Source organism: Bacteroidales bacterium (assembly GCA_017521245.1).
In the GTDB taxonomy this organism is placed as follows: Bacteria; Bacteroidota; Bacteroidia; order Bacteroidales; family G3-4614; genus Caccoplasma_A.
In genome coordinates, this window is the sequence record JAFXDI010000030.1 from 13,525 (window position 1) to 38,362 (window position 24,838).

Here is a 24,838-nt window from a genome sequence, read left to right on the forward strand (position 1 = left end):
TTTTATGCTTTATATCCGTCTTTTAACGAAACAGTTCTATTAAATACTAATTTACCAGGACAAGAGTCTTTATCAACTGTAAAATATCCTATACGTTGGAATTGATAACGATCTCCAACTTGCGCAGTTTCAGCAAGATATTGTTCTGCATATCCCTTAACCACTACTAATGATTCTGGATTAAGAAGTTCTCTAAAATCTTTCTCTTTCTCCTCAGCAGGATTTTCAACAGTAAATAATCTATCGTATAATCTTACCTCAATCTCTTGATTATATAGAGCTGATACCCAGTGAAGTGTTCCTTTTACTTTACGAGCACTCTCCGGCATTCCACTGCGGGTTAAAGGATCATATTCGCAATATACCTCTTCAAGTTTTCCTTCTGAATCGTATTTGCAACCTGTACATTTTACTATATATGCTCCTTTTAAACGAACCTCTTTTCCGGGAGTCATACGGAAGAATTTTTTAGGAGCATCCTCCATAAAGTCCTCTCTTTCAATATACAACTCTCGAGTAAATGGCATTTTATGTGCTCCTGCATTCTCTTGCTCTGGATTATTATCCATATCAACATACTCAACTTCTCCTTCAGGATAGTTTGTGATAATTAATTTTACAGGATTTATAACAGCTGAAACTCGTGTTGCATTTTTATTAAGGTCCTCTCTAATACTATGCTCTAATAGAGAAACACTAATTAATCCATCGTACTTTGTATAACCTATCTTATCAACAAAATTGCGTATTGACTCTGGGGTATATCCTCTACGACGTAATCCGCAAATAGTTGGCATTCGAGGGTCATCCCAGCCTCGCACTAATCCTTCTTGTACCAATTGTAAGAGTTTTCGTTTACTCATAACAGTATATGTTAAATTCAAACGATTAAACTCCATTTGGCGTGGTCGATATGTTTCATCTGCAATACGATCAATAAACCAATTATATAGAGGACGATGGACTTCAAACTCTAATGTACATATTGAGTGTGTTACTCCCTCAAAAAAGTCGGATTGTCCATGAGCATAATCATACATAGGATAAACATTCCACTTTGTTCCTGTACGATGGTGTGGATGTTTGATAATACGATACATAATTGGATCACGGAAGTGCATATTTGGTGATGCCATATCAATTTTTGCACGTAAAACCATACTACCCTCTTCAAACTCTCCTTTATTCATTCTTTCGAATAAGTCAAGAGTCTCTTCTATTGGTCTATCTCTGAAAGGAGATGGTGTTCCCGGTTGAGTGGGTGTTCCTTTTTGTGCTGCTATTTGTTCTGATGATTGTTCATCAACATAAGCATATCCCTCTTTTATCAAGCGAATTGCAAGATCCCATAACTTTTGAAAGTAATCTGATGCGTAGTATAAACGGTCTTCCCAGTCAAATCCTAACCATTTAATATCTTCCATAATAGCATCAACATACTCTGTATCCTCTTTTGCAGGATTAGTATCATCAAATCGCAAATTACAAGTACCTCCAAATTTTTGAGCAATTCCAAAGTCCATACATATAGCCTTTGCGTGGCCGATATGTAGATAACCATTAGGTTCCGGTGGAAAACGAGTATTTAATCTTCCTCCGTTTTTACCTGCTGCTAAATCATCTGAAACAGCTTGCTCTATAAAATTCAAATTTTTAGTCTTACCCTCTTCGATAGGTTCAATTGTTGTTGTCATATATTGTAAATACTTTGTATTTGAAGTTTGCAAAGTTAGATATTTTTTTCGAAAATATTATCTTTAAAAAAGACAAATTTATTAGAGGATAGGAAAGGTGGTGATTTAACAAGGGTAATTTTAGAGATATAACCCTCTTTGAGAGAGTATGAGGATTAGGCAATAAATTACGCCCAAGCCTTATGGATGGAGAAATGGAGAATGAGAAACCAAGCAGAGATGATTGCCGCTTTATTCAGAAGTAAGAAAAACTTATAGTCACGGTAATTTGTCGTTTTGCCCATGTCTGAGAATAAGTCTCCAGCTATCCAAACGAACCTCACAACAAAACAAATAAGAGCTAAATACCCTATTGTCTTAAGAATATTCCAAGTATAGTGAACATATAAAGTATTTTGAAATAACGTCTGTTTCAGAAATATAAAATAAGATTGACATGGCAAATACTTTTGATTATAAATTTATACAAATTTAGCGAAGAGAGTTGTTGCTTAATTTTTCTCAAAACAAATAAATTAGTTATCTTCGCAAAATATTTACACAAATAGGTTTTAAAGTGATATACCCTAATAATTTTGAGCAGAAAATAGGATTTGATAAAATCAGAAATAAGATAAAAGAGTGTTGCCTTTCATCTTTAGGAGAAGAGGCAATAGAGCAAATTACTTTCTCAACCAATTACGGAAATATCATTAAAATGGTTGAGGAGTGTAATGAATTTCTATCAATTATTGAGAACGAAAAAGATTTTCCCTGCGATCACTTTTATGACGTAAGGAGTGCCTTAAAACATCTTAAAGTTGAAGGAACTTATATTGACTCAAATGAACTTTTTGATCTTAGACGCTCACTTGCATCAATTATTAATATTATAAATTTCTTGCGACAAGGCGAAGATGAAGAAAGGGTTCAGTATCCTCGTCTTAAATCACTTACTGACAATATTGTAACATTTCCAAACATCCTTAAAGAAGCAGATCGTATAATTGATAAGTTTGGACATATCAAAGATAACGCATCTCCTACTCTTTATGATATAAGACGCGAGATAACAAGCAAGGTAAATTCTATCTCTAAAAACCTTGCAAACATTCTAAGAAAAGCAAGAGAAGAGGGCATTGTTGAAAAAGATGTAACTCCAACTATGAGAGATGGCAGATTAGTTATTCCTGTAATGCCCGCTCATAAGAGGAAAATAAAAGGTATTGTTCACGATGAATCAGCGAGTGGCAAAACAATCTTTATAGAACCTGCCGAAGTTGTTGAGGCAAACAACAGAATAAGGGAATTGGAAAGTGAGGAGAGAAGAGAAATCATTAAAATCCTTACTGAATTTTCCAATACAATTCGCCCACATATTGATGATATGATTTATTCATATCTATTTATGGGCGAGATAGATTTAATTAGAGCAAAGGCTCTCTTTGCAAGAAACATTGGAGCAGTAATGCCTAAAATAGACAATTATTGTCAGATTGATTGGTATGGTGCAGCACACCCACTACTCTATTTATCTCTTAAACGACAAAACAAAAAGGTTGTCCCTTTAGATATTTCTCTTGACAAAAAGAATAGGATTTTAATTATATCAGGACCTAACGCCGGAGGTAAATCGGTTTGTCTTAAAACCGTTGGATTACTACAATATATGATTCAATGCGGACTTCTTGTACCTATGTTCGACAATTCAAGAATGGGTATATTTAACGATATATTCATTGATATTGGTGATGAACAATCAATTGAGGACGATTTGAGCACATATAGTTCGCACCTTACAAATATGAAAAATTTTGTAAGACAGAGCTCCGACAAATCACTATTATTAATTGATGAATTTGGAGGAGGAACAGAACCTCAAATAGGAGGGGCAATTGCTGAGGCATTACTTAAAAGATTTAATATCAAAAAGAGCTTTGGCGTAATTACTACACACTACCAGAACCTGAAACATTTTGCAGAAGAAAATGATGGCATTGTAAATGGTGCAATGCTTTACGACCGCCATATAATGCAACCTCTTTTTAAACTATCAATAGGAAATCCCGGTAGTTCTTTTGCTATTGAAATTGCTCGAAAGATAGGTTTGCCAGAAGATGTAATCTCTGAAGCATCAGACATTGTTGGTCAAGAGTATGTATCAATGGATAAATATCTACAAGATATTGTAAGAGACAAAAGATATTGGGAACAAAAACGTCAAAATATTAGATTGCTTGAAAAGCGTCTCGCTGACAGCATTGAGAGATACGAGAAAGATATTTTACAACTTGAGAAAGAACGAAAAGAGATTATAAAAGGAGCAAAAGCAGAAGCATCAAATATATTGAGCGAAACAAATGCTAAGATAGAGAACACAATTCGCGAAATAAAAGAGGCTCAAGCCGAGAAAGAACGCACCAAAGTTATTAGAGAAGATATACGTAAATTTAAAGAAGAGATTTCAGAGAAAGAGGAAACTGGCGAAAGACTATCAAAGAAGATTGAAAAACTCAACAAAAACAATAAAAATAAGAAAAAAAGCAATAAGGCTACTCCTATAATAAAGGAAGATACTCCTTTAATGGTTGGGGATGTAGTTAAAATAAAGGATGGAGGTAGTGTTGCCGGAGAGATATTAGAGCTTAATGGTAAAAGTGCAACTGTTGCATTTGGTTCAATAAAGAGTGTTGTTAAAACCGATAAACTTGAAAGAACAAATCGTTCATCGCTAAAGAAGCAAAACACTAAAACTCAATATTATAGTGAATCAACAACCGATATTATACGCAACAAGCAACTATCTTTTAATAGCGAATTAGATGTTAGAGGGCTAAGAGGTGATGAAGCAATTGAGAGTGTTGCAGTATTTATTGACACAGCTATTTTATCGGGATATTCAAACTTAAGAATCTTACATGGTACTGGAAATGGTATTCTTCAGCAACTAATAAGAAGTTACTTAAAAAAAGTTTCTGCCGTAAAAAGTTTCAGAGAAGAAGACGTTCAACTTGGAGGTGCCGGGATTACAGTAGTTGAGTTATATTAAATAATAAATGACACTACACTAACAGATATTATTTAGCCATACGTATGAGAAAAAGAAAATTTACCACATTCAATATAATTTGTATAATTGCCTTATGGATAATACTTTGTTACTTTGTGATAAAGGGTAACGAAGGCATTAACGGGCAGACTGCTTTTGCAATAATTGCATCTGGAATTATTGTTTTTGTACCTATATATAAATCGTTTAGAAATAAAAAAGAGTAGAAATTGTTTAATTCATATAAAATTTTAGTACATATTTTTTCAAAATATGGACAAAATAAGGTAATTTTGTATTTGTAAAAAAAATTATATTGGGTGCATAGTGTCACTATTAATTTACATGAACAAAACAACAGAAAATATATTACAATCAATATACTCTCCAAAAGATTTAAAAAAGGTAAATATTGATGATTTACCTAAATTATGCGAGGAAATAAGGGAATATATGCTAAATATTTTAGCAGAACACCCTGGTCATTTAGCATCAAGTTTGGGAGTTGTTGAGTTAACAGTTGCCTTACACTATGTTTTCAATACTCCATACGATAGAATTGTTTGGGATGTTGGGCATCAAGCATACGTTCACAAAATTTTAACAGAACGTAAAGATAAATTCAATACTTTGCGACAACTTAATGGATTGAGCGGATTCCCCTCTCCCTCAGAGAGTGAATATGATACGTTTACTGCGGGACATGCATCAAATTCTATATCGGCAGCATTAGGTATGTCGGTTGCTGCAAACTTAAACAATGAAGAGAGAAAAGTTATTGCTATTATTGGAGATGCTGCAATTGCTGGTGGTTTGGCTTTTGAAGGTCTAAACAATGCTTCTTCAAGCCCTAACGATCTGCTAATCATATTGAACGATAACGATATGGCTATTGACAGAAACGTTGGTGCTCTAAATAAATATCTAATAAAAATAACCACTTCGCCAAGATACAATAAATTTAGATACAAAATTTATTCATTCTTAAGAAGAAGAAATATTATTAAAGACAACCACAAGGGTATCTTTACTCGCTTTACCAATAGTATAAAGTCTTTAATAAGCAAACACCAAAATATTTTTGAAGGTCTAAATATCAGATATTTTGGTCCTATTAACGGACATGACACAAAGTCTATTATTCGTATATTAAACGATATTAAGGATTTAAAAGGTCCTAAAATACTTCATCTTAAAACTATCAAAGGCAAAGGTTATTCTCCTGCTGAAAAAGACGTTACAACTTGGCACGCCCCCGGTAAATTTAACAAAGAGACAGGAGAGAGAATAAAATCAGAGAATAAATACACCAAATATCAAGATATTTTTGGAGAAACACTAGTTGAATTAGCATCTAAAAATAACAAAATTGTAGGTATTACTCCTGCAATGCCTACTGGCTGTTCTATGAATATAATGAACAAACACTTTCCTGAAAGATGTTTTGATGTTGGTATTGCAGAGGAACATGCTGTCACTTTCTCAGGTGGTTTAGCAAAAGAGGGATTAATTCCATTCTGCAACATATATTCAAGTTTTATGCAGAGGGCTTTTGATGAGGTAATACACGATGTTGCGATACAAAAGTTACACGTTGTCTTTTGCCTCGACAGAGCAGGTATTGTTGGCGAAGATGGTATGACGCATCACGGCAGTTTAGATATGGCATATCTTCGTTGTATTCCCAATATGGTTATCTCTGCCCCTATGAATGAACACTACCTAAGACATTTGATGTTTACTGCCGCAGATGCAAATTGTCCTTTTGCAATTAGATATCCAAGAGGTAATGGCAATATATTGGATTGGAAATGTTTACCCCAAATTTTAGAGATTGGAAAAGGTAGACAAATATGCGAAGGTAAAGATGTTGCCATTTTGAGCATAGGAACTATTGGAAATGTAGCTTTAGATGCCGTAGAGAAAGCTAAGAGTAAAGGAATTAACGCAGCTCTCTTTGATATGATATTTATAAAACCAATAGATACTGATATTTTAGATTATGTTGCCCAAAACTACAACAAGATTATCACAATTGAGGATGGTACTATAAAAGGAGGTTTTGGAAGTGCCGTAGCAGAATATATGGTAACTAATGGTTACAAATCAAAAATAAAAATGATTGGTATTCCTGATGAATTTGTTACTCATGGGAAACCGTCTGAGTTATATGATTTATGTAAAATGGATAGTGATAGCATATATGATGCTATTATTAACAAGTGGTAATTAAACTGTTTTAAATTATATGAAAATAGTTATTGCTGGAGCCGGTGAGGTTGGTACTCACTTAGCAAAGATGCTTTCAAAAGAGAAGCAAGATATTATACTTCTTGACACTAAAGTTGAAAAACTTCAATGGATTGATGCGAACTACAATTTAATGACTGTTGTTGGAGATCCCTCTTCGTTCAGTGCATTAAAAAATGCTGAAGCAGGTAATGCAGATTTGTTTATTGCTGTAACTCCTTCGGATGATAAAAATATTACAGCATGTATGCTCGCTTCAAAATTGGGTGCTCAAAAGACTGTTGCTCGCATCGACAACTACGAATATATGCTTCCTGAGAATAGAGCATTCTTTAAAGATATGGGAGTTGATGAACTCATCTACCCCGAAATGCTTGCTGCGGAAGAGATTTTGAATGCTCTTAAAATAACTTGGGCGAGAAAATGGTTTAGTTTATGCGACAATAAACTTATCTTGGTTAGCACTAAAATAAGAGAAAACTCTTCTATTGTAAATAGCAAGTTATGGGATTTAACAAAAGAGCATAACTTTTACCACGTTTCTGCTATAAAGCGTAAAGATGATATAATAATTCCTCGAGGAAGTGATGAGATATTACTCAATGATATTGTATATTTTACCACTACTCCTAAGCATCTTAACGATATTAGAGATATTACTGGTAAACGAGATATTACAGTGGATAGTATCATTGTTTTAGGTGGCAGCAGAATAGCTATTCAACTTGCCCGTATTCTACCCGACTCTATCTCAATGAAAATTATTGAGCAAGACTACGAAAAGAGTTTAAGATTAGCAGAAAGGCTCCCTGATGCTTATATTGTTCATGGTGATGCTCGTGAAACAGAATTGCTTATAGAGGAAGGAATTAAAAATATTGATGCATTTATAGCTCTTAGCGATAACTCCGAAACAAATATTCTGTCTTGCTTAACAGCAAAGAAATTGGGTGTAAAAACTAAAACTGTTGCTGAAGTTGAGAATATTCAATTTATATCAACTGCCGAGAGTCTTGATATAGGTTCTATTATCAATAAGAAAATTATTGCTGCAAGTAAAATATATCAACTTCTTATTGACACAGATATTAGCGATGCTCGATGTCTTGCTACATCTGATGCCGAAGTTGTTGAGGTAACCGTTAAAGAAGGTGCTAAAATAACTAAGGGTAAAATTAAAGATTTGGATATACCCAAAGGTTTAACATTAGGTGGTATGGTTAGAGACGGAGTTGGATATATTATTAATGGTGATACTGAAATAAAACCTAATGACCACGTACTTATAGTATGTGTCAACGATATATTACATAAGGTTGAAAAATTATTTGGATAGTATGTTGAATATAAATTTTAAGGCAATAGCAAAAATTATCGGTGTATTGTTATGCATCGAGGCTATTTTTATGTTATTTCCTCTATTCACTTCGATATATTATCATGAGAAAGATACATTACCTTTCTTATTCAGTTTCATTATCACCCTAATAATAGGGGCTATTCTACTGATTATCTCCCGTAAAAATATTGACAGAACAGGCAAGAGAGAGGGATTTATGGCTGTTGCTTTGAGTTGGATCTCAATATCATTGATGGGATCTCTCCCTTTCATTTTCAATGGCGACACTCATACTTTTACTGATGCTTTCTTTGAATCTATGTCGGGATTCTCAACAACAGGAATGAGTATTTTAGAGGATATAGATGGGTCGTGCCATGGTATATTATTATGGCGAAGTTTAAGCCAATGGCTTGGAGGTATGGGTATAATTCTATTCTCTTTAGCAATAATGCCTATTCTTAACAATGGTTCTGGATTGTACCTATTCAGTGCCGAGATGACTGGTGTTACCCACGAAAAGCTAGGACCTCGTATAAGTCAAACAGCAAAAAAATTGTGGGGACTGTATCTCTTCTTTACAATACTTTTATTTATACTACTGGTTATTGGTCCTATGGATACATTTGATGCCATCTGCACCGCAATGACTACATATTCAGCAGGAGGTTTCTCCACAAAACAAGCAAGTATTGCATATTGGAATTCTGCTTATATTGATTACGTTATAACATTCTTTATGTTCCTATCAGGTATAAACTTTGCTTTAGTATATCGTTCTGTATTTCGCAATCCCAAGCACCTATTCCAAAACGAAGAGCTTAAATATTACATTAATTTTATTATTTTTGGAACTATAATAATTGCAACTTATCTGCTTTTCTATTATAGCGATTCTGCTGATTATGAATGGAGTTTTAGAACAGCATTATTCACAGTTGTATCAGGATTAACTACAACTGGCTACTCAATAATAGATTATTGTGACTGGGGTTCTTTCTTCTTCTTTTTTATATGTTTGTATATGCTATGTGGTGCATGTGCAGGCTCAACATCAGGAGGAGCAAAAATGATTAGAACTATAATCCTAATGAAGAATACTTCTGCCGAGTTCTTTAGACAAATTCATCCCAACGCTATAAGACCAATAAGAGTAAACAACAACATTGTCTCTCACGAAATTGTATCAAAAGCATTGGCTTTCTTTGTTTTCTACGTTCTTATTATACTTGCAAGTTGTGTTGCTCTATCTCTATTAGGTTTAAATATTGAAGAGAGTATTGGTTTAGCAATTTCGAGTATAAGCAATTGTGGTGTTGGAGTTGGGGGAGAAAATCCTGATGCCATATTTACAACGCTTCCTAAAATAGGAAAATGGATAGTATTATTTAATATGCTTGTGGGTAGATTGGAAATCTTTACAATTATAATACTATTCTCTCCTTACTTCTGGAAGAAATAGCAAAAAACTTTTGTAGTTTAGGAAAAATAATTCAATTTGATTATTTTTGCATAACATATAATTTGCACAATAAAATTTTAAATTCTTCTATCATATAATTATGTCAAGAAAGAAATCAAACCAGAATAACACTTTTAATAAAATTAGAGAATTTTTTCAAAATGAACGCGTAAGATTCATTATGGGAATCTTATTATTAATATTCTCAATATACCTTATTTTCTGTTTTACATCGTTTATAGTATCTGGGTATGCAGATCAAAGTTCCTTAGATACTCCGGTAAACACAGAAAGTATATCTAACGAAGGAGGCTATATGGGATTATTAATTGCCAACCTCTTAATAAATAATTGGATTGGTGTGGCTGTGTATATATTTTGCCCTATAATATTTTTATTAGGGCTTAAATATATGGGAAATTATAAAAGACCACTTAAAAAGTTATCGATATACGCATGTTGCACCGCAATTGTAACATCACTTACTATAAGTTTCTTTGTTAGAGATTACTCTACAAGTTTTATACGATGGGGTGGTTTACATGGAGATACTATAACTAAATTCCTTGAGACCAATATTGGTTGGATAGGAACTCTATTTATTTTAATTATTGCAATAATTACTATTCTAATGTTTGCTTTTAATAGCACAATTGATATTATTAGAAACATATTCTCATTTGAATACTTTAAAAATAAATTAAAGGAAGAGGATGATGATGTTATTTCTCCAATACAACAAAATGCTGATGATGAAGATATTAAAGAGATAAACTTCACCTCCACTCAAGATGAAGAGATAAATAGCGAAGATGATGATAATGAGGTTGATACTATTGAAGATGACTACAATTACATCATTGATAATGAAGATAGTGATATAAACCCAAACTCTGAAAATAAAGACAACGAAGTTGAATTTACTATTAATGTTGGCGAAGAAGAGGATATTACCAAAAAGAGTATTACTGATTTAGGTGAATATGATCCCAAATTAGATCTTGCTCACTATAAAATGCCAACTTACGATCTGCTTAAACAACAAAATGATGGTGATGTTTCGATAGACAAAGAGGAACAAAATGCAAATAAGCAACGTATTATTGAGACATTAGGCAATTATGGCATAAAAATATCTTCAATTAGTGCGACAGTAGGTCCTACTGTTACACTATATGAAATTGTACCTGAAGCAGGAGTAAGAATTGCCAAAATCAGAAATCTTGAAGATGACATTGCTCTTAGTCTGTCGGCTTTAGGAATAAGAATTATTGCTCCTATTCCCGGTAAAGGAACAATTGGTATTGAGGTACCAAATAAAGATGCCAAGATAGTTTCGATGCACTCAGTAATTGCTTCACGCAAATTCCAAGAGAGCAAATATGAACTACCTATTGCTCTTGGTAAAACTATATCAAACGAGGTTTTCATGATAGATCTTGCTAAGATGCCTCACGTTTTGGTTGCCGGTGCAACAGGACAAGGTAAATCGGTTGGACTTAATGCAATTATTACATCTTTATTATACAAGAAACATCCATCTCAACTAAAACTGGTTCTTATTGACCCTAAAAAAGTTGAGTTCAATATATACTCTGATATTGAGAAACATTTCCTTGCTAAAAATCCTGATACAGAGGAGGCTATTATTACAGATATACCAAAGGTGGTGAATACTCTTAAATCTCTTACTAAAGAGATGGACAACAGATACTCTCTTCTTCAGAAGGCTCATGCAAGAAATATTAAAGAGTATAATGCAAAATTCATCGCCAGACAACTATCTCCTCTTAACGGACACTACTATATGCCATACATTGTGGTTATAGTGGACGAGTTTGGAGATTTGATTATGACAGCGGGTAAAGAGGTGGAATTACCAATTGCTCGTATTGCTCAATTGGCTCGTGCTGTTGGTATTCATATGATTATTGCAACCCAACGTCCATCAACAAACATTATTACTGGAGTAATTAAAGCCAACTTCCCTGCTCGTATCGCATTTAAAGTTTCGGCAATGGTTGACTCTCGTACAATTCTTGACTGTCCGGGAGCAAATCAATTAATTGGCCGTGGTGATATGCTATTCTCACAAGGTAGTGAATTAATACGTGTACAATGTGCATTTGTTGACACTCCTGAGGTTGAAGATATTTGCAACTATATTGGCAAACAACAAGGATACCCCGAAGCTTACGAGTTACCAGAGTATTGTGATGACAATTCTGACACTTCGGGAAGTAACGTTAATTTAAAGGATAGAGACGAATTATTTGAAGAGGCTGCAAGACTCGTAGTTTCAGAGCAACAAGGTTCTGCTTCATTAATACAAAGAAAATTCTCTCTTGGTTATAATAGAGCAGGAAGGATTATGGATCAACTTGAAGCAGCAGGTATTGTTGGACCAAGTAAAGGCAGTAAAGCTCGTGAGGTTTTAATGATGGATTTAATTGCTCTTGAGAATTTATTAGACAATTTAAGAGGTTAAAACCATCCTTTTTTAAAGAATAATTTCAACAAATAATATGAAAAAATATATTAACATAATATTTATATATATATTATTGATTCTAGCTCTACCATCGTATTCTCAAAGCAATCAAAATGATAATGCTTTGGATAAAGTAGTAAGAAAATTTGAAGAATCAAATGGTGTTAATGCCAATTTTTATATAAATTCTGAAACAAACGGATATATTTCTGCAATTAATGGGACAATATCTATTAAGAATAGAATGTTCTATTTTGTAACAGAAGAGATGGAATGTGGATACGATGGTTCAAATCTCTGGTCATATATAAAAAACAACAATGAGATAAATTTGTCAATACCTGATGAAGAAGAGATTATAAGTATTAATCCTTATCTCCTATTGAAAAATTATAGAGATAGATTTAAATGTTCAACTAAGACTTCAAATGAAAGTTCTGAAGTTATTTCTCTTTCTCCTAAAAGCATAAACGACAATATCTCTTTTGTAAACATTACTATTAACAAAAAACTTTTATACCCATCTAAAATAGAAATTACAAATAGAGACAAAACAAAAATTGTTATTAATGTGTCTAATTATAAATATATTAATTTAGATAATTCTAAATTTGTATTTAATGAAAAACAATACCCTAATATTGAAATAATTGATTTAAGATAATTTTATGGAACGTATTAAATGTTTAATTATTGGCTCAGGACCTGCGGGTTATACTGCTGCCATTTATGCTGGAAGGGCAAATTTATCGCCGGTGATTATTGAAGGAACTCAACCCGGAGGGCAACTTACAACAACAACTGATATTGAAAATTTTCCCGGTTATCCTCAAGGAATTTCGGGTAGTGATATGATGGAAGATTTAAGAAATCAGGCTTTAAGATTTGGAGCAGACATTAGGAGAGGAATGATTACTTCGGTTGATTTTTCTGTTGCTCCATATAAATTAACCATTGATGCAGAAAAAGATATTGAAGCAGATACTGTAATTATAGCAACTGGGGCATCGGCAAAATATCTTGGATTGGAAGATGAAAATAAATATAGAGGTTTAGGGGTATCGGCATGTGCAACTTGCGATGGTTTCTTTTATCGTAGAAAAGTTGTTGCAGTAGTTGGAGGTGGCGACACTGCTTGTGAAGAAGCTACATACCTATCTAATCTTGCGAGTAAAGTTTATATGATTGTTCGTAAAGATTATCTGAGAGCATCTATTATAATGCAAGAGAGGGTTAAGAATAATCCTAAGATTGAGATACTATTTAATACTCAAACCGAAGGTCTATTTGGAGATGAAGTTTTGGAAGGTGCTAATTTAGTAAAATTCAAAGGAGAAGAGAATGAAGAGAAATTTGACATTGCTATTGACGGATTCTTCCTTGCAATAGGTCACAAACCTAACACTGAAGTATTTAAACCATACATTGAGCTCAACAACGAGGGTTATATTATAACAAAAGAAAATACAAGCGAAACAAATATTCCCGGTATTTTTGCGGCTGGAGACGTTGCAGATACACGTTACAGACAAGCAATTGTTGCGGCGGGAAGTGGATGCAAAGCCGCTATGGACGCAGAAAAGTATATAACTGAAAATAACTTATAATATTATATTATGGTACGACAGACTCTTATTAAGAATGTTATTAAAGGCGAGATGGCCGATATTTGGAATCTCTTCACACAAGAGGAGAAATCCGAAATGCTTACGCATTTTGAAGTAAGATCACTAAAAAAAGATTGTACCATATACAAAGAGGGTGAAGACTCTAAGTTTTTAATGTTCCTTATAAGAGGTAAGGTTAAACTCACTAAAGAGGGAGTTGGTGGCCGTTACCAAATTATAAGACTTATACGTCCTCTTCAATATTTTGGGTTTCACGCATATTTTGCAAATATACCTTATACCGCAAATGCTATAACTCTTGAGTCCTCTATCGTGGCTTTCTTACCTATGGATATTCTTGAAAGTTATATGTATAAAAATAGTAAACTTTCACACTTCTTTGTTAAGCAAACAGCTGGAGAGTTACTACACTCTGACAATATGATAGTATCTTTAACCCAAAAACATATAAGGGGTAGACTAGCAGAGTCACTATTTAGATTAAGGGATTTTTATGGGTTATCTGACGATAATACATTAGACGCAAAGTTCTCTCGCGAGGATCTTGCAAATCTATCAAATATGACAACATCAAATGCCATCAGAACCCTATCTGCATTTGCAAAAGAGGGACTTATTGAAGTAAACGGACGAAACATTAAAATCTTAGACGAAGAGAGGTTATCAAAAATAAGTAAATTTGGTTGGTAAACTTATAATGGTAAGATTAAACAAAATATACTCACCGATAAAGTTTTTTGTTTACACAATAATAAATATACTAATTACATATACTTTATTCGGTATATGTCGATTAGTATTTTTTATTTCAAACTTGGATTATTTTCCAAATATTGAAAGTAATAATGTTTTAGATATTATTAATGGTGCATTTGTTTTTGATACAGCAGGTATAATATATATGAACATTATATATATATTATTAATGCTTATTCCTTTACCTTGGAGAGAAACAAAATTATGGCAAAAAATTTCAAAATTAATTTTTATAGTAACTAACTCTATTGCTTTAATCTTAAACTTTATTGATGTTGTATATTTTAGATACACTAATAGAAGAACTACTGCTTCAGTATTTTCAGAATTTGACAAAGAAGATAATATTGTTAAAATTATTGGTAATGAGATACTTAACAATTACATTTTGGTAATTATTGGTATTATAATAATTATTGCGTTATATAAAGTATACAGAAATCCTATAAAAGAGGATGTGACTAAAAGAAAGAATCCTAACACAAAATCAATTGTTATATATTATCTAATATCAACTCTTATATTTATTGCCACTATTCCGTTTTGTATTGCTGGTATAAGAGGTGGATTTGCTCATTCTACTCGACCTATTACTATTGGCAATGCAAATAAATATGTAAACTCTCCTATTGAAACAGCAATTGTATTAAATACTCCATTTTCAATTATAAGAACTATTGGTAAAACTACTTATGAAAATCCTAACTACTTTAGAGACGAAGAAGTAACAAAGTACTACTCCCCTATTCACTCACCTAAAAATAATGATTTTAAAAAATTAAATGTTGTAATTGTTATATTGGAAAGTATGGGGCAAGAGTATATTGATTATGGTTACGCTCCCTATATAAAATCACTACAAGAAAAAGGTTTATCATTTAAATATTCATTCAGTAATGGACGAAAATCTATTGACGGAATGCCCTCAATACTAAGTAGTATTCCTATGTTTATAGAACCTTATTTTGTTACCCACTATGCAACAAATAATGTATCAAGTATTGCAAAAGAGTTAAATAAATATGGGTATCACTCGGCATTCTTTCATGGAGCGCCAAATGGGTCAATGGGGTTTCAAGCTTTTGCAAGAACCAGTGGGTGGAAAGAGTACTATGGAATGGATGAGTATAACAATAACAATGATTTTGATGGTATGTGGGCTATATGGGATGAACCATTTATGCAATTCTTTGTCAATAAATTATCTGAATTTAAAGAACCATTTGTTACATCTATTTTTACCGCATCTTCACATCATCCTTTTAAAATTCCTGATGAGTACAAAAATATATATAAGGAGGAGGAACACCCCATACATAAGTGTATAAGATATACTGATAATGCTCTAAAAAAATTCTTTGAGACAGCCGAAAAACAAGAGTGGTTTAAGAATACTCTTTTTGTTATTACTGCCGATCATACCAATGCCTCATTACATAAAGAGTATTTAACTGATATAGGGTTATATCGTGTTCCTATTATATTTTACAAACCTAACGAGGAGATTAAAGGAGAGAGTAATAAAGTTGCTCAACAAATTGATATAATGCCTACTATATTAGATTATCTAAACTATCCTGAAGAGTATTTGGCATTTGGAAAAAATCTTTTGGGAGATAACTCTAATGAAAATTGGAGTATAAATTACAATAATGGAATCTATCAATTTTATGAGGGCGATTATATTATTCAGTTTGATGGTGAGAAACCTATTGCTCTATATAACTACAAAACAGATTCTCTTTTAAAAGAAAATCTGCTCGGAAAGGTTAATTTGCAGGATAAGATGCTTAATAGATGTAAAGCAATTATCCAAGATTACATTTTACGCATGACAAATGACAATCTAGTTATTGAGAATAAAAATTAGCAAATAAAATTTCTTAAGTAAACTGTTTACGATGGAAGATAAAGTTTCTTCCTAAATATTTTTCTCTTACTATAGGATCTGCAGCCAACTCTTCAGATGTACCTTGGAACAATATCTTTCCTTCAAACAAGAGATATGCCCTATCTGTAATACTTAATGTTTCAGGAGCATTATGGTCTGTAATAAGAATGCCTATATTCTTCTCTTTTAATTTATATACAATATATTGTATATCTTCAACAGCAATTGGATCAACTCCTGCAAATGGTTCATCAAGCATAATAAATTTAGGGCCTATTGCCAAACAACGAGCAATTTCAGTTCTGCGTCGTTCTCCTCCGGAGAGTTGATCTCCTAAGTTCTTTCTAACCTTCTCAAGACGGAACTCAGCAATTAACTCCTCCAATTTTTGATGTTGTTTTGCCTTATCTGGTTCTGCTATCTGAAGAATGGAATAGATATTATCCTCAACACTCATTTTACGAAAAACAGAAGCCTCCTGTGCTAAATATCCAATTCCGTGTTGAGCCCTTTTATATACCGGAAATTTTGTTATCTCTAAATCATTTAAAAATATTTTACCCTCGTTTGGAGTTACCAATCCTGTGGTCATATAGAATGTTGTTGTCTTTCCTGCTCCATTAGGGCCTAAAAGTCCAACAATCTCACCTTGCTTCACATTAATAGAGACATGATTTGCCACTACTCGTTGACCATATTTTTTAACCAAACCTTCAGTACGCAAAACCATCATATCTTCACTATGAGGTGTTTGTTCAATATTTTTTTCTGTTTGAGACATCGTATTTGTTTTTATTATGCGAAATTAAACAAAATTGGATTACTACAAAATAATATATGTTATAAATATTCTAAAAAGAATAGATATATTCACTTTATGAACTATAGTTATAATATTTTTTATAAATTTGCCAATGAATATATTTGAAGATTATATAAAATGAAACTTCTAAACATTTTTATTTTTGACAACCTTGCTAAATTTGGGCGATATATTATGTTGCTCGGCAAAGTGTTTACTAAACCTGATAAATGGAAAGTTTTTTTTAAACGTTATGTAGATGAGGTTTATAAACTTGGTTACGATTCTATTGCAATAGTATTTACCATTTCAATATTTATTGGTGCCGTTATATCGATACAAACACAAAAGAATATAACCTCACCATTTATACCTTCTTATACTATTGGTATGCTTACTCGCGAAACTATTCTATTAGAGTTCTCGTCAACAATTATGGCTCTTATCCTTGCAGGAAAGGTTGGTTCAAGTATATCTTCCGAGATTGGCACTATGAGAGTTACAGAACAAATTGATGCTCTTGAAATTATGGGAGTAAACTCTGCAAACTTTTTAATTCTGCCCAAAATTATAGCATTAGTAACATTTATTCCTGTTTTGGTTGTTATCAGTATGGTAACAGGTTTGGTTGGTGGTTATTTAGTTGGTGTATTTACAGATATGTTCTCTCCTGCCAAGTATATTTATGGATTACAAGCATATTTCCAAGAGTTCTATATATGGTATTCTATAATTAAGTCGCTATTTTTTGCGTTTATAATCTCAACGGTAGCTTCGTTCTATGGATATACCGTTAAAGGTGGTGCTACAGAGGTTGGAAAAGCAAGTACAGATGCAGTTGTTGTAAGCAGCGTAAGCATATTGTTATTAGATGTTTTACTTACTAAAATATTATTGTAATGATAGAGGTTAGAAATATTATAAAGTCTTTTGAAGGCAAAGAAATTCTGCATGATATATCTACTACATTTTACGCAGGTAAAACAAATCTTATTATAGGTCAGAGTGGATCAGGTAAGACAGTTCTTATGAAATCAATTGTAGGATTACTCCGCCCAGACAGTGGAGAGATATTATACGATGGCAGAGATTTCTTAAAATACAACCAACACGAACTTAAAGATTTAAGAGCCGAAATAGGAATGTTATTTCAAGGTTCTGCTCTGTTTGACTCTATGACTGTTTTAGAGAATGTAATGTTCCCTTTATTAATGTTCACAAAACAAAGTTTAGCAGAACGAAAAAAACGTGCTGAGTTTTGTCTGGAAAGAGTAAACCTTAAAGGTGCTGATAATTTATTACCAGCTGAACTTAGTGGCGGTATGCAAAAAAGAGCTGCTATTGCAAGAGCAATTGCTCTAAATCCAAAGTATCTATTCTGTGACGAACCTAACTCTGGAATAGATCCAAAGACCTCATTAGTTATAGACAAACTTATTAATGATATTACACACGAATACAATATTACAACTATCATTAATACCCACGATATGAACTCTGTTATGGGTATTGGTGAAAATATTATATTCTTGAATAAAGGAAACCTCAGCTGGACCGGAACTAAAGATGATATTTTTGATTCTACGGATGACGCTTTTAATGAGTTTGTATTTGCTTCGGACATGATGAAAGAGGTTAAGACATATATAAACAACACAAAGTAAAAGATTATAATCCTATCCATCAATATATTACAAACACAAGAATAATATATTTTAATAATAATCGTAAATATTATCGCAATTATATTTGCTAAGATATATTTTTTTACTATCTTTGCACTGCCTTAAACAAAGGGGATTTGGTTCCTTGGCCGAGTGGTTAGGCACCGGTCTGCAAAACCGTTTACAGCAGTTCGAATCTGCTAGGAACCTCAAAAAAAGTTCTGAGTTAACTCAGAACTTTTTTTTATTTATATTCTTAATATATTAAGAATCCTTTCTAACAACTTATTGTTAACGTCTAAATCTCTTAGTATTACTTTGCAAACTATCTAATATTTTATCCGCATCCTCCTTTGGGAAGCCTAATTCTACCGCTTTGTCAAAATCTTTGATTGCCGACTCTCTGTCAAACTGGCTCCATCCTACTTTGGCTCGCAATACATATATAAGAGGATCTTCCTTTTTAAGTTCCAATGCCTTTTTTATATCTTCTCGAGCCTTTGACATCTTACCTATATAGTAATATGACTCTGCTCTCCCAAAATATGCATCATAATCTTTATCATTCAACTTTAAAACTTTTGTATAAATTCCAACTGACTCATCGTAATAGTTTCGATATTTCATTAAAGCAGCAAAACCCATATATGCATCACGACTATTGGGATCTAATTTCAACAGAGTTTCAAAATCATATCGGGCTGAGAGTGTATCTCTTTTCTGTAAATAGACCAAACCTCTTTCATATAACGCCTCAGATTCCTTGCCATCTAATGCTATAACCTGAGAATAATCCGATACTGCCTTATCTAAACTATCTATTGCTGCATATAAAGAGGCTCTATTCTTTAATATTGCTACTGAACGAGGCGTTATCATTAAGGCATTAGTATATGATTTTATTGCCTCCAAGTTTTTATTCATATACCTTTGAACAGTTCCCAAATTCGACAATAATAATGAATTTTGAACATTAGAGGGCTCTTGTTTAAGGGCTTCCAATATATATGCCTCAGCACAAGACCAATCTTCATTTTCAATACACTCAAACGATTTTTCTACTAAGTTGTTATAATCTTGAGCCAATAAGATAGTTGCTGAGAAAAATAGAACTATTATAAATATTAATCTTTTCATATCAACTGCTAATATATATTTTTTTATTGAACCTAAAAATTATTTATTAATTTTTATAAGTTAAAAATTATTTTTTAGAATAACTTTTTATATCTTTACAGATTACTAAGTGTATGCTTTTTTATTATTTGGCATATTTTGCAAAAAGAAGTATACTATCAATTGATATATAAGCAATTAACCATTCCTCTTAAAGAAAGGTTGACCAGATTATGAAATGAGACACATATCATTTCGACTTAGGAAGAAAAAAATAAATAAAAAACATATATAAATGACAAGCAAATGGAACTACATACCTCTTACAAAAGAACAAGAGCAAATAAAGGAGAACCTACAAACCGATATTGGGGTTTCTTCAGTTATTTGCGAACTATTGGTTCAACGAGGGGTAAAAAACAAAGAAGAGGCAAAAAAATTCTTCTCCCCACAATTATCTGACCTTCACGACCCGTATCTTATGGACGGGATGAGAGAGGCTGTGGATAGACTGAATTATGCTATAGGGCAAAAAGAGGGAATATTAATTTTTGGTGATTACGATGTTGATGGCACAACCGCAGTGGCTTTAGTATATAAGTATCTAAAACCATATTGCTTTAATATTGAATATTACATACCCGACAGATACGAAGAGGGATATGGTATATCAAAAAAGTGTATCAATTACGCATACGAAAAAGGTATCAAACTAATAATTACTTTAGATTGTGGAATAAAAGCAATTGACAAAGTAAAATACGCTAAAAGTAAAGGTATTGATTTTATCATATGCGACCATCATGTCCCTGATAATGAACTACCTGATGCAACTGCTATTTTAAATCCTAAATTAGAAAATTCTAATTACCCATTCTCCGAACTTTCGGGTTGCGGTGTAGGCTTTAAATTTATGCAAGGATTTGCAAAAGACAATGGGATTGATGAATCATCGTTATATCCCCTACTCGATTTTGTAGCTCTTAGCATCGCTTCAGATATTGTACCTATAACTGGAGAAAACAGGATTCTTGCATACCATGGTCTTAAAAGATTAAATGAAAAGCCAAGTCATGGTTTAAAAGGTATTATAAATATCTGTGGCTTACAAAACAAACAGATAAATACATCTGATATAGTATTCAAAATTGGACCAAGAATTAATGCCTCAGGACGAATGGAACAAGGGAAAGAGGCCGTTGATTTACTTTTATCAACAGATTTTGAAGCAGCAAAAGAGCGTAGCAAAAATATCAATCAATATAATGAAGAGAGAAAGGCCCTTGACAAAACCATAACAGAAGAGGCGAATGAGATTCTTTCAAAAAAAGAAAATTTTGAGGAACAAAAATCTATCGTTATATATAATCGTGAATGGAAGCGTGGGATTATTGGTATTGTGGCTTCAAGATTGACAGAAATATATTATAAACCCGCCGTTGTTCTTGCTTTCTCTAATGGTATTGTTACAGGTTCTGCACGATCAGTTCAGGGTTTTGATATTTACAAGGCTATTGAATCGTGTCGCGATTTATTAGAGAGTTTTGGTGGGCATACATACGCTGCTGGATTATCATTAAAAGAAGAGAAAATTCCTATTTTCATTGAACGTTTTGAGGCATATGTTAAAGAGAATATTGAAAAACGCCAAACCGTTCCTCAAATAGATATTGATGCAATTTTGACATTTAAAGATATTACTCTTGAATTACACAAACAGATAATGGAACTTGCTCCTTTTGGACCGGGTAATCCAAAACCTGTTTTTGCAACACACGATGTAAGAGACTATCAAGACAGCAAATTGGTTGGCAAAGATGGCAAACACATAAAGCTGGAGATGATTGATGATAGTTCGGCAAATATCCTAAACGGTATTGCATTTGACCAAAAAGAGCATTATGAGTATATAAAATCAAATAGTCCTTTTGATATATGCTACACTATAGAAGAGATGAAATACAATTTAAGAGGATACGGAATAGGTAGCATACGAAACCAACTTCAATTAGCCGTAAAAGATATTATAAGTGAAAATAAGTAATTTTAGCTATTAGTTGTTAGTTGTCAGCTATCAGTTGTTAATTATATTGGACGAATTAGGCTAATTGGACCAATTAGTTGTAAAAGAGAAACGGAGTTGCACTTTAAGAGTGCAACTCCGTTAAAATTAAAACTAAGGTGCATAGCACCGTACAACTTATAATTAACATCTAACCTTAGATGTCTATTTTTCAACAAACTCTGTTATTCCTGCATTTATTACGATATTATACCAATCTACTATTCGTTTTATATCGTTGGGATATACTCTTTCTCTGTCATAATCGGGGATTACACTCTCAACATATTTGCGATACTCCTCTGCTGATGCTGATTTTGATATTTCTATTGCTTTACCCGACTCCTTTTCTTTTATAGTCTCGAATACCTCTGATAATGGGCGATCTTCATCTTCTGTATATATTGATATATCTCCTAATGATATTATCTTATCGTGAGCATACGCAGGCATTCTTTTTCCTGTAACAAGTGATTCTACAACAAGCATACCCTTTGCTTGAGATACTAATTTATATAATCCGGGTTTTCCAGATATAGATAAAACGTCTTTTAACATAGTTATTAGATTTAATAAATATCTATAATATTTTGTTTTTTACTCTTGCGAAGATACAAAAATTAAATATAAATCAATATATGTTTAGGTTATTTTTAATTTGTTTTAACAATGATATTTTCCCACTATTATCAATAATGCAATCCGATTTTGCAAATACCTCATCATCTGACATTTGAGAATTAATACGCGCCATAACCTCTTGTTTAGAGATAGAATTACGCTTCATAACTCTTCTAATACGTTCTTCAATATCGGCATAAACACACCAAACCTCATCAACATCCTCATTCATACCCGACTCAAACAATATAGCTGATTCGATAAAAACTATTTCTGACGTCTGTTTTTGTTTCCATTCTGCGAAGTGAATACGAACTTGCGGATGAACTATTGAATTAACCCTCTCTCTATTCTCTTCAGAAGTAAAGACATATGATGAGAGAAGAGACTTATTTAGCATATCTCCGACATAGGCATCTTCTCCAATCAGCGATTTTAGTTGCGTTTTAATTGTTGGAGAAGTAATCATCAATTGCTTTGCCTGACTGTCAGAATCATACACGGGATAATTTAATATCTTCAATATTGCAGAAACTACACTCTTTCCACTTCCTATGCCCCCTGTTATTCCTATTGTCTTCATTATTGCTTAGGTGATTCTTCTATCATCTCTTTCTTTTCAATTATATATTCAACACTATCTGGGTCAATGGAAGGTTGCTCTACATAGTCGGGATATTTTGATAGTATCAGTGGCAATTTCTGCATATTATACTTATAGTGTTTATAATCTATATCAAGTCTGAATTTAGAGTTATCTGTCTCATTATATTTTGACATAGGTACCATAACTTTTACTTCGGCATTTGCAGGGAAAGTTATAACTGAAACATTCTCAGGAAAATTTTTATGAACTATGGGTAATGATAATGTTTTTGGAATTAAATTCTCTATTGGCACCTTAACCATAACTTCTTCCGGTTCAATTTTAACTCCATATATATCTTTTAATTTAACATTAACTGATTTTGTTTCTGCCAAATTATTTAAAACTAAAAGTTCGGTCTCTACTTCTGAAATTGACATCATAATAGATGAATCGGCATATATAGTAACTTCTGATGGAGATAATTCAATATCTTCTTTTTGTATGCAATTATGTGATATTGTTATATTTGAGTTTAATTTAACTGGAACTTTTACTCCTTCTTTATTTGCATATACCAATACCAACGAATCAGAATAAAGATTTACAAGTTCTGTTGAAGATTTTAACTCATCACTAATGGTTGCCAGAAGTTTATCCCTTGATATAACTACCTTTCCTTTTTTTGATGGGAAGTTTGACATATCTATCTTTATTGGATTATTTCTACGTAACGAATAATTCAATAAATTCATCCCCTTATCTCGTAACTGAACATCGACATATTGTGGAGGGAGTTTTGCAAATATCATATCTTTTGGAATGTTTGCATACTCCAACGGCAATGATATATTAACTACCTCTTTATTATTTAATGATTGTAAAAACCAAAACATAGTGGAAATCAACAAAAACAGTATATATATAAAAAACTGTTTGTTCCCAATCTTCTTTACAGATGCAAAAAAGACCTTAACTATTGAAAAAAATGCTGATATAAAATTAAATATTTCTTTCATTTTTGTTTTGGTTTTGTATTGAGATGAAAAAAAATAGGGTTTCCGCTATAACTTTGTTATATCGAAAACCCTATATATTTAGTATTGCTTACTATTTTTGAGGTTGTTCTGATGCTTCTGGAGCTGTTGCATATATTGATGATTTTTCAACAGTTATATTCATTCCATCTGCAATTTCCAATACTACTGTATTCTCTTTTACATTTTTTATTTTTCCATGAATACCTCCTGCTGTAATTACCTTATCTCCTTGTTTTAGTGAATCACGGAATTTTTTTATCTCTTTTTGACGTTTTGATTGAGGACGTATCATAAAGAAATAGAATATTGCAACCAATGCTACAATAAATATAATATTTCCCCAACCTGCACCTTGTGCTTGCTCTTGTAATAAAATTGACAAAATTGTACTCATAATCTATAATTTTA

The 24,838-nt window shown here is 32.6% G+C and carries 19 protein-coding genes and 1 tRNA gene; 13 read left to right on the forward strand and 7 right to left on the reverse strand.

The genetic code is table 11. The annotated features are described in order from the left end of the window. Positions 1-2 precede the first annotated feature (2 nt). Complete coding sequence (locus IKK64_05725) at positions 3-1,694, reverse strand: glutamine--tRNA ligase/YqeY domain fusion protein (GenBank protein MBR4119564.1); 1,692 nt, start codon at positions 1,692-1,694, stop codon at positions 3-5. 556 nt (positions 1,695-2,250) lie between these two features. On the opposite strand from IKK64_05725, the gene IKK64_05730 reads away from it, so the two are divergent. From IKK64_05730 to IKK64_05770, 9 genes are all read left to right on the forward strand, one after another. After that, positions 2,251-4,722 (forward strand): Smr/MutS family protein, encoded by a 2,472-nt coding sequence (locus tag IKK64_05730; GenBank protein ID MBR4119565.1) that lies wholly within the window; start codon positions 2,251-2,253, stop codon positions 4,720-4,722. A gap of 345 nt (positions 4,723-5,067) precedes the next feature. After that, positions 5,068-6,951, forward strand: a complete 1,884-nt coding sequence (locus IKK64_05735) for a 1-deoxy-D-xylulose-5-phosphate synthase (protein MBR4119566.1) — start codon at positions 5,068-5,070, stop codon at positions 6,949-6,951. 19 nt (positions 6,952-6,970) lie between these two features. Beyond that, entirely contained in the window at positions 6,971-8,308 is a 1,338-nt protein-coding gene (gene trkA, locus IKK64_05740) for a Trk system potassium transporter TrkA (GenBank protein ID MBR4119567.1), read from the forward strand. Position 8,309: 1 nt separating this feature from the next. After that, positions 8,310-9,773 carry a TrkH family potassium uptake protein gene (locus IKK64_05745; protein MBR4119568.1) on the forward strand — a complete coding sequence of 488 codons (1,464 nt, stop codon included), beginning with the start codon at positions 8,310-8,312 and terminating at the stop codon, positions 9,771-9,773. Positions 9,774-9,873: 100 nt separating this feature from the next. Next, positions 9,874-12,261: a DNA translocase FtsK 4TM domain-containing protein gene (locus IKK64_05750; GenBank protein ID MBR4119569.1), complete on the forward strand. Its 2,388-nt coding sequence runs from the start codon at positions 9,874-9,876 to the stop codon at positions 12,259-12,261. 37 nt (positions 12,262-12,298) lie between these two features. Beyond that, positions 12,299-12,928 (forward strand): outer-membrane lipoprotein carrier protein LolA, encoded by a 630-nt coding sequence (locus tag IKK64_05755; GenBank protein MBR4119570.1) that lies wholly within the window; start codon positions 12,299-12,301, stop codon positions 12,926-12,928. A 4-nt stretch (positions 12,929-12,932) separates the two neighbouring features. After that, complete coding sequence (gene trxB / locus IKK64_05760; protein ID MBR4119571.1) at positions 12,933-13,871, forward strand: thioredoxin-disulfide reductase; 939 nt, start codon at positions 12,933-12,935, stop codon at positions 13,869-13,871. Positions 13,872-13,880: 9 nt separating this feature from the next. Further along, positions 13,881-14,582 carry a Crp/Fnr family transcriptional regulator gene (locus IKK64_05765; GenBank protein MBR4119572.1) on the forward strand — a complete coding sequence of 234 codons (702 nt, stop codon included), beginning with the start codon at positions 13,881-13,883 and terminating at the stop codon, positions 14,580-14,582. A 7-nt stretch (positions 14,583-14,589) separates the two neighbouring features. Further along, positions 14,590-16,518: a sulfatase-like hydrolase/transferase gene (locus tag IKK64_05770; GenBank protein ID MBR4119573.1), complete on the forward strand. Its 1,929-nt coding sequence runs from the start codon at positions 14,590-14,592 to the stop codon at positions 16,516-16,518. Between the two features lie 13 nt (positions 16,519-16,531). Here the strand turns inward: IKK64_05770 and lptB are convergent, their stop codons facing one another. Continuing rightward, positions 16,532-17,320 (reverse strand): LPS export ABC transporter ATP-binding protein, encoded by a 789-nt coding sequence (gene lptB / locus IKK64_05775; protein MBR4119574.1) that lies wholly within the window; start codon positions 17,318-17,320, stop codon positions 16,532-16,534. A 159-nt stretch (positions 17,321-17,479) separates the two neighbouring features. Between lptB and IKK64_05780 the strand changes: the two genes are divergently transcribed. The 3 genes from IKK64_05780 to IKK64_05790 all read left to right on the forward strand — a co-directional run bounded on the left by IKK64_05780 (position 17,480) and on the right by IKK64_05790 (position 19,215). Then, positions 17,480-18,241: an ABC transporter permease gene (locus IKK64_05780; protein MBR4119575.1), complete on the forward strand. Its 762-nt coding sequence runs from the start codon at positions 17,480-17,482 to the stop codon at positions 18,239-18,241. Further along, entirely contained in the window at positions 18,241-19,005 is a 765-nt protein-coding gene (locus IKK64_05785) for an ATP-binding cassette domain-containing protein (GenBank protein MBR4119576.1), read from the forward strand. The genes IKK64_05780 and IKK64_05785 overlap by 1 nt, the downstream gene beginning before the upstream one ends. A gap of 139 nt (positions 19,006-19,144) precedes the next feature. Further along, positions 19,145-19,215, forward strand: a tRNA-Cys gene (locus tag IKK64_05790). 81 nt (positions 19,216-19,296) lie between these two features. Here the strand turns inward: IKK64_05790 and IKK64_05795 are convergent. Beyond that, positions 19,297-20,142, reverse strand: a complete 846-nt coding sequence (locus IKK64_05795) for a tetratricopeptide repeat protein (protein MBR4119577.1) — start codon at positions 20,140-20,142, stop codon at positions 19,297-19,299. Positions 20,143-20,416: 274 nt separating this feature from the next. On the opposite strand from IKK64_05795, the gene recJ reads away from it, so the two are divergent. Next, positions 20,417-22,165: a single-stranded-DNA-specific exonuclease RecJ gene (gene recJ / locus IKK64_05800; protein MBR4119578.1), complete on the forward strand. Its 1,749-nt coding sequence runs from the start codon at positions 20,417-20,419 to the stop codon at positions 22,163-22,165. A 183-nt stretch (positions 22,166-22,348) separates the two neighbouring features. Here the strand turns inward: recJ and IKK64_05805 are convergent, their stop codons facing one another. The 4 genes from IKK64_05805 to yajC all read right to left on the reverse strand — a co-directional run bounded on the left by IKK64_05805 (position 22,349) and on the right by yajC (position 24,824). Further along, a complete protein-coding gene (locus IKK64_05805) occupies positions 22,349-22,741 on the reverse strand; it encodes a DUF5606 domain-containing protein (protein MBR4119579.1) in 393 nt (130 codons plus the stop codon). A gap of 73 nt (positions 22,742-22,814) precedes the next feature. Further along, positions 22,815-23,387, reverse strand: a complete 573-nt coding sequence (locus IKK64_05810; GenBank protein ID MBR4119580.1) for a dephospho-CoA kinase — start codon at positions 23,385-23,387, stop codon at positions 22,815-22,817. After that, positions 23,387-24,286, reverse strand: coding sequence for a YbbR-like domain-containing protein (locus tag IKK64_05815; protein MBR4119581.1), 900 nt, complete (start codon positions 24,284-24,286; stop codon positions 23,387-23,389). The genes IKK64_05810 and IKK64_05815 overlap by 1 nt, the downstream gene beginning before the upstream one ends. A gap of 214 nt (positions 24,287-24,500) precedes the next feature. Further along, entirely contained in the window at positions 24,501-24,824 is a 324-nt protein-coding gene (gene yajC / locus IKK64_05820) for a preprotein translocase subunit YajC (GenBank protein MBR4119582.1), read from the reverse strand. Positions 24,825-24,838: the final 14 nt, after the last annotated feature.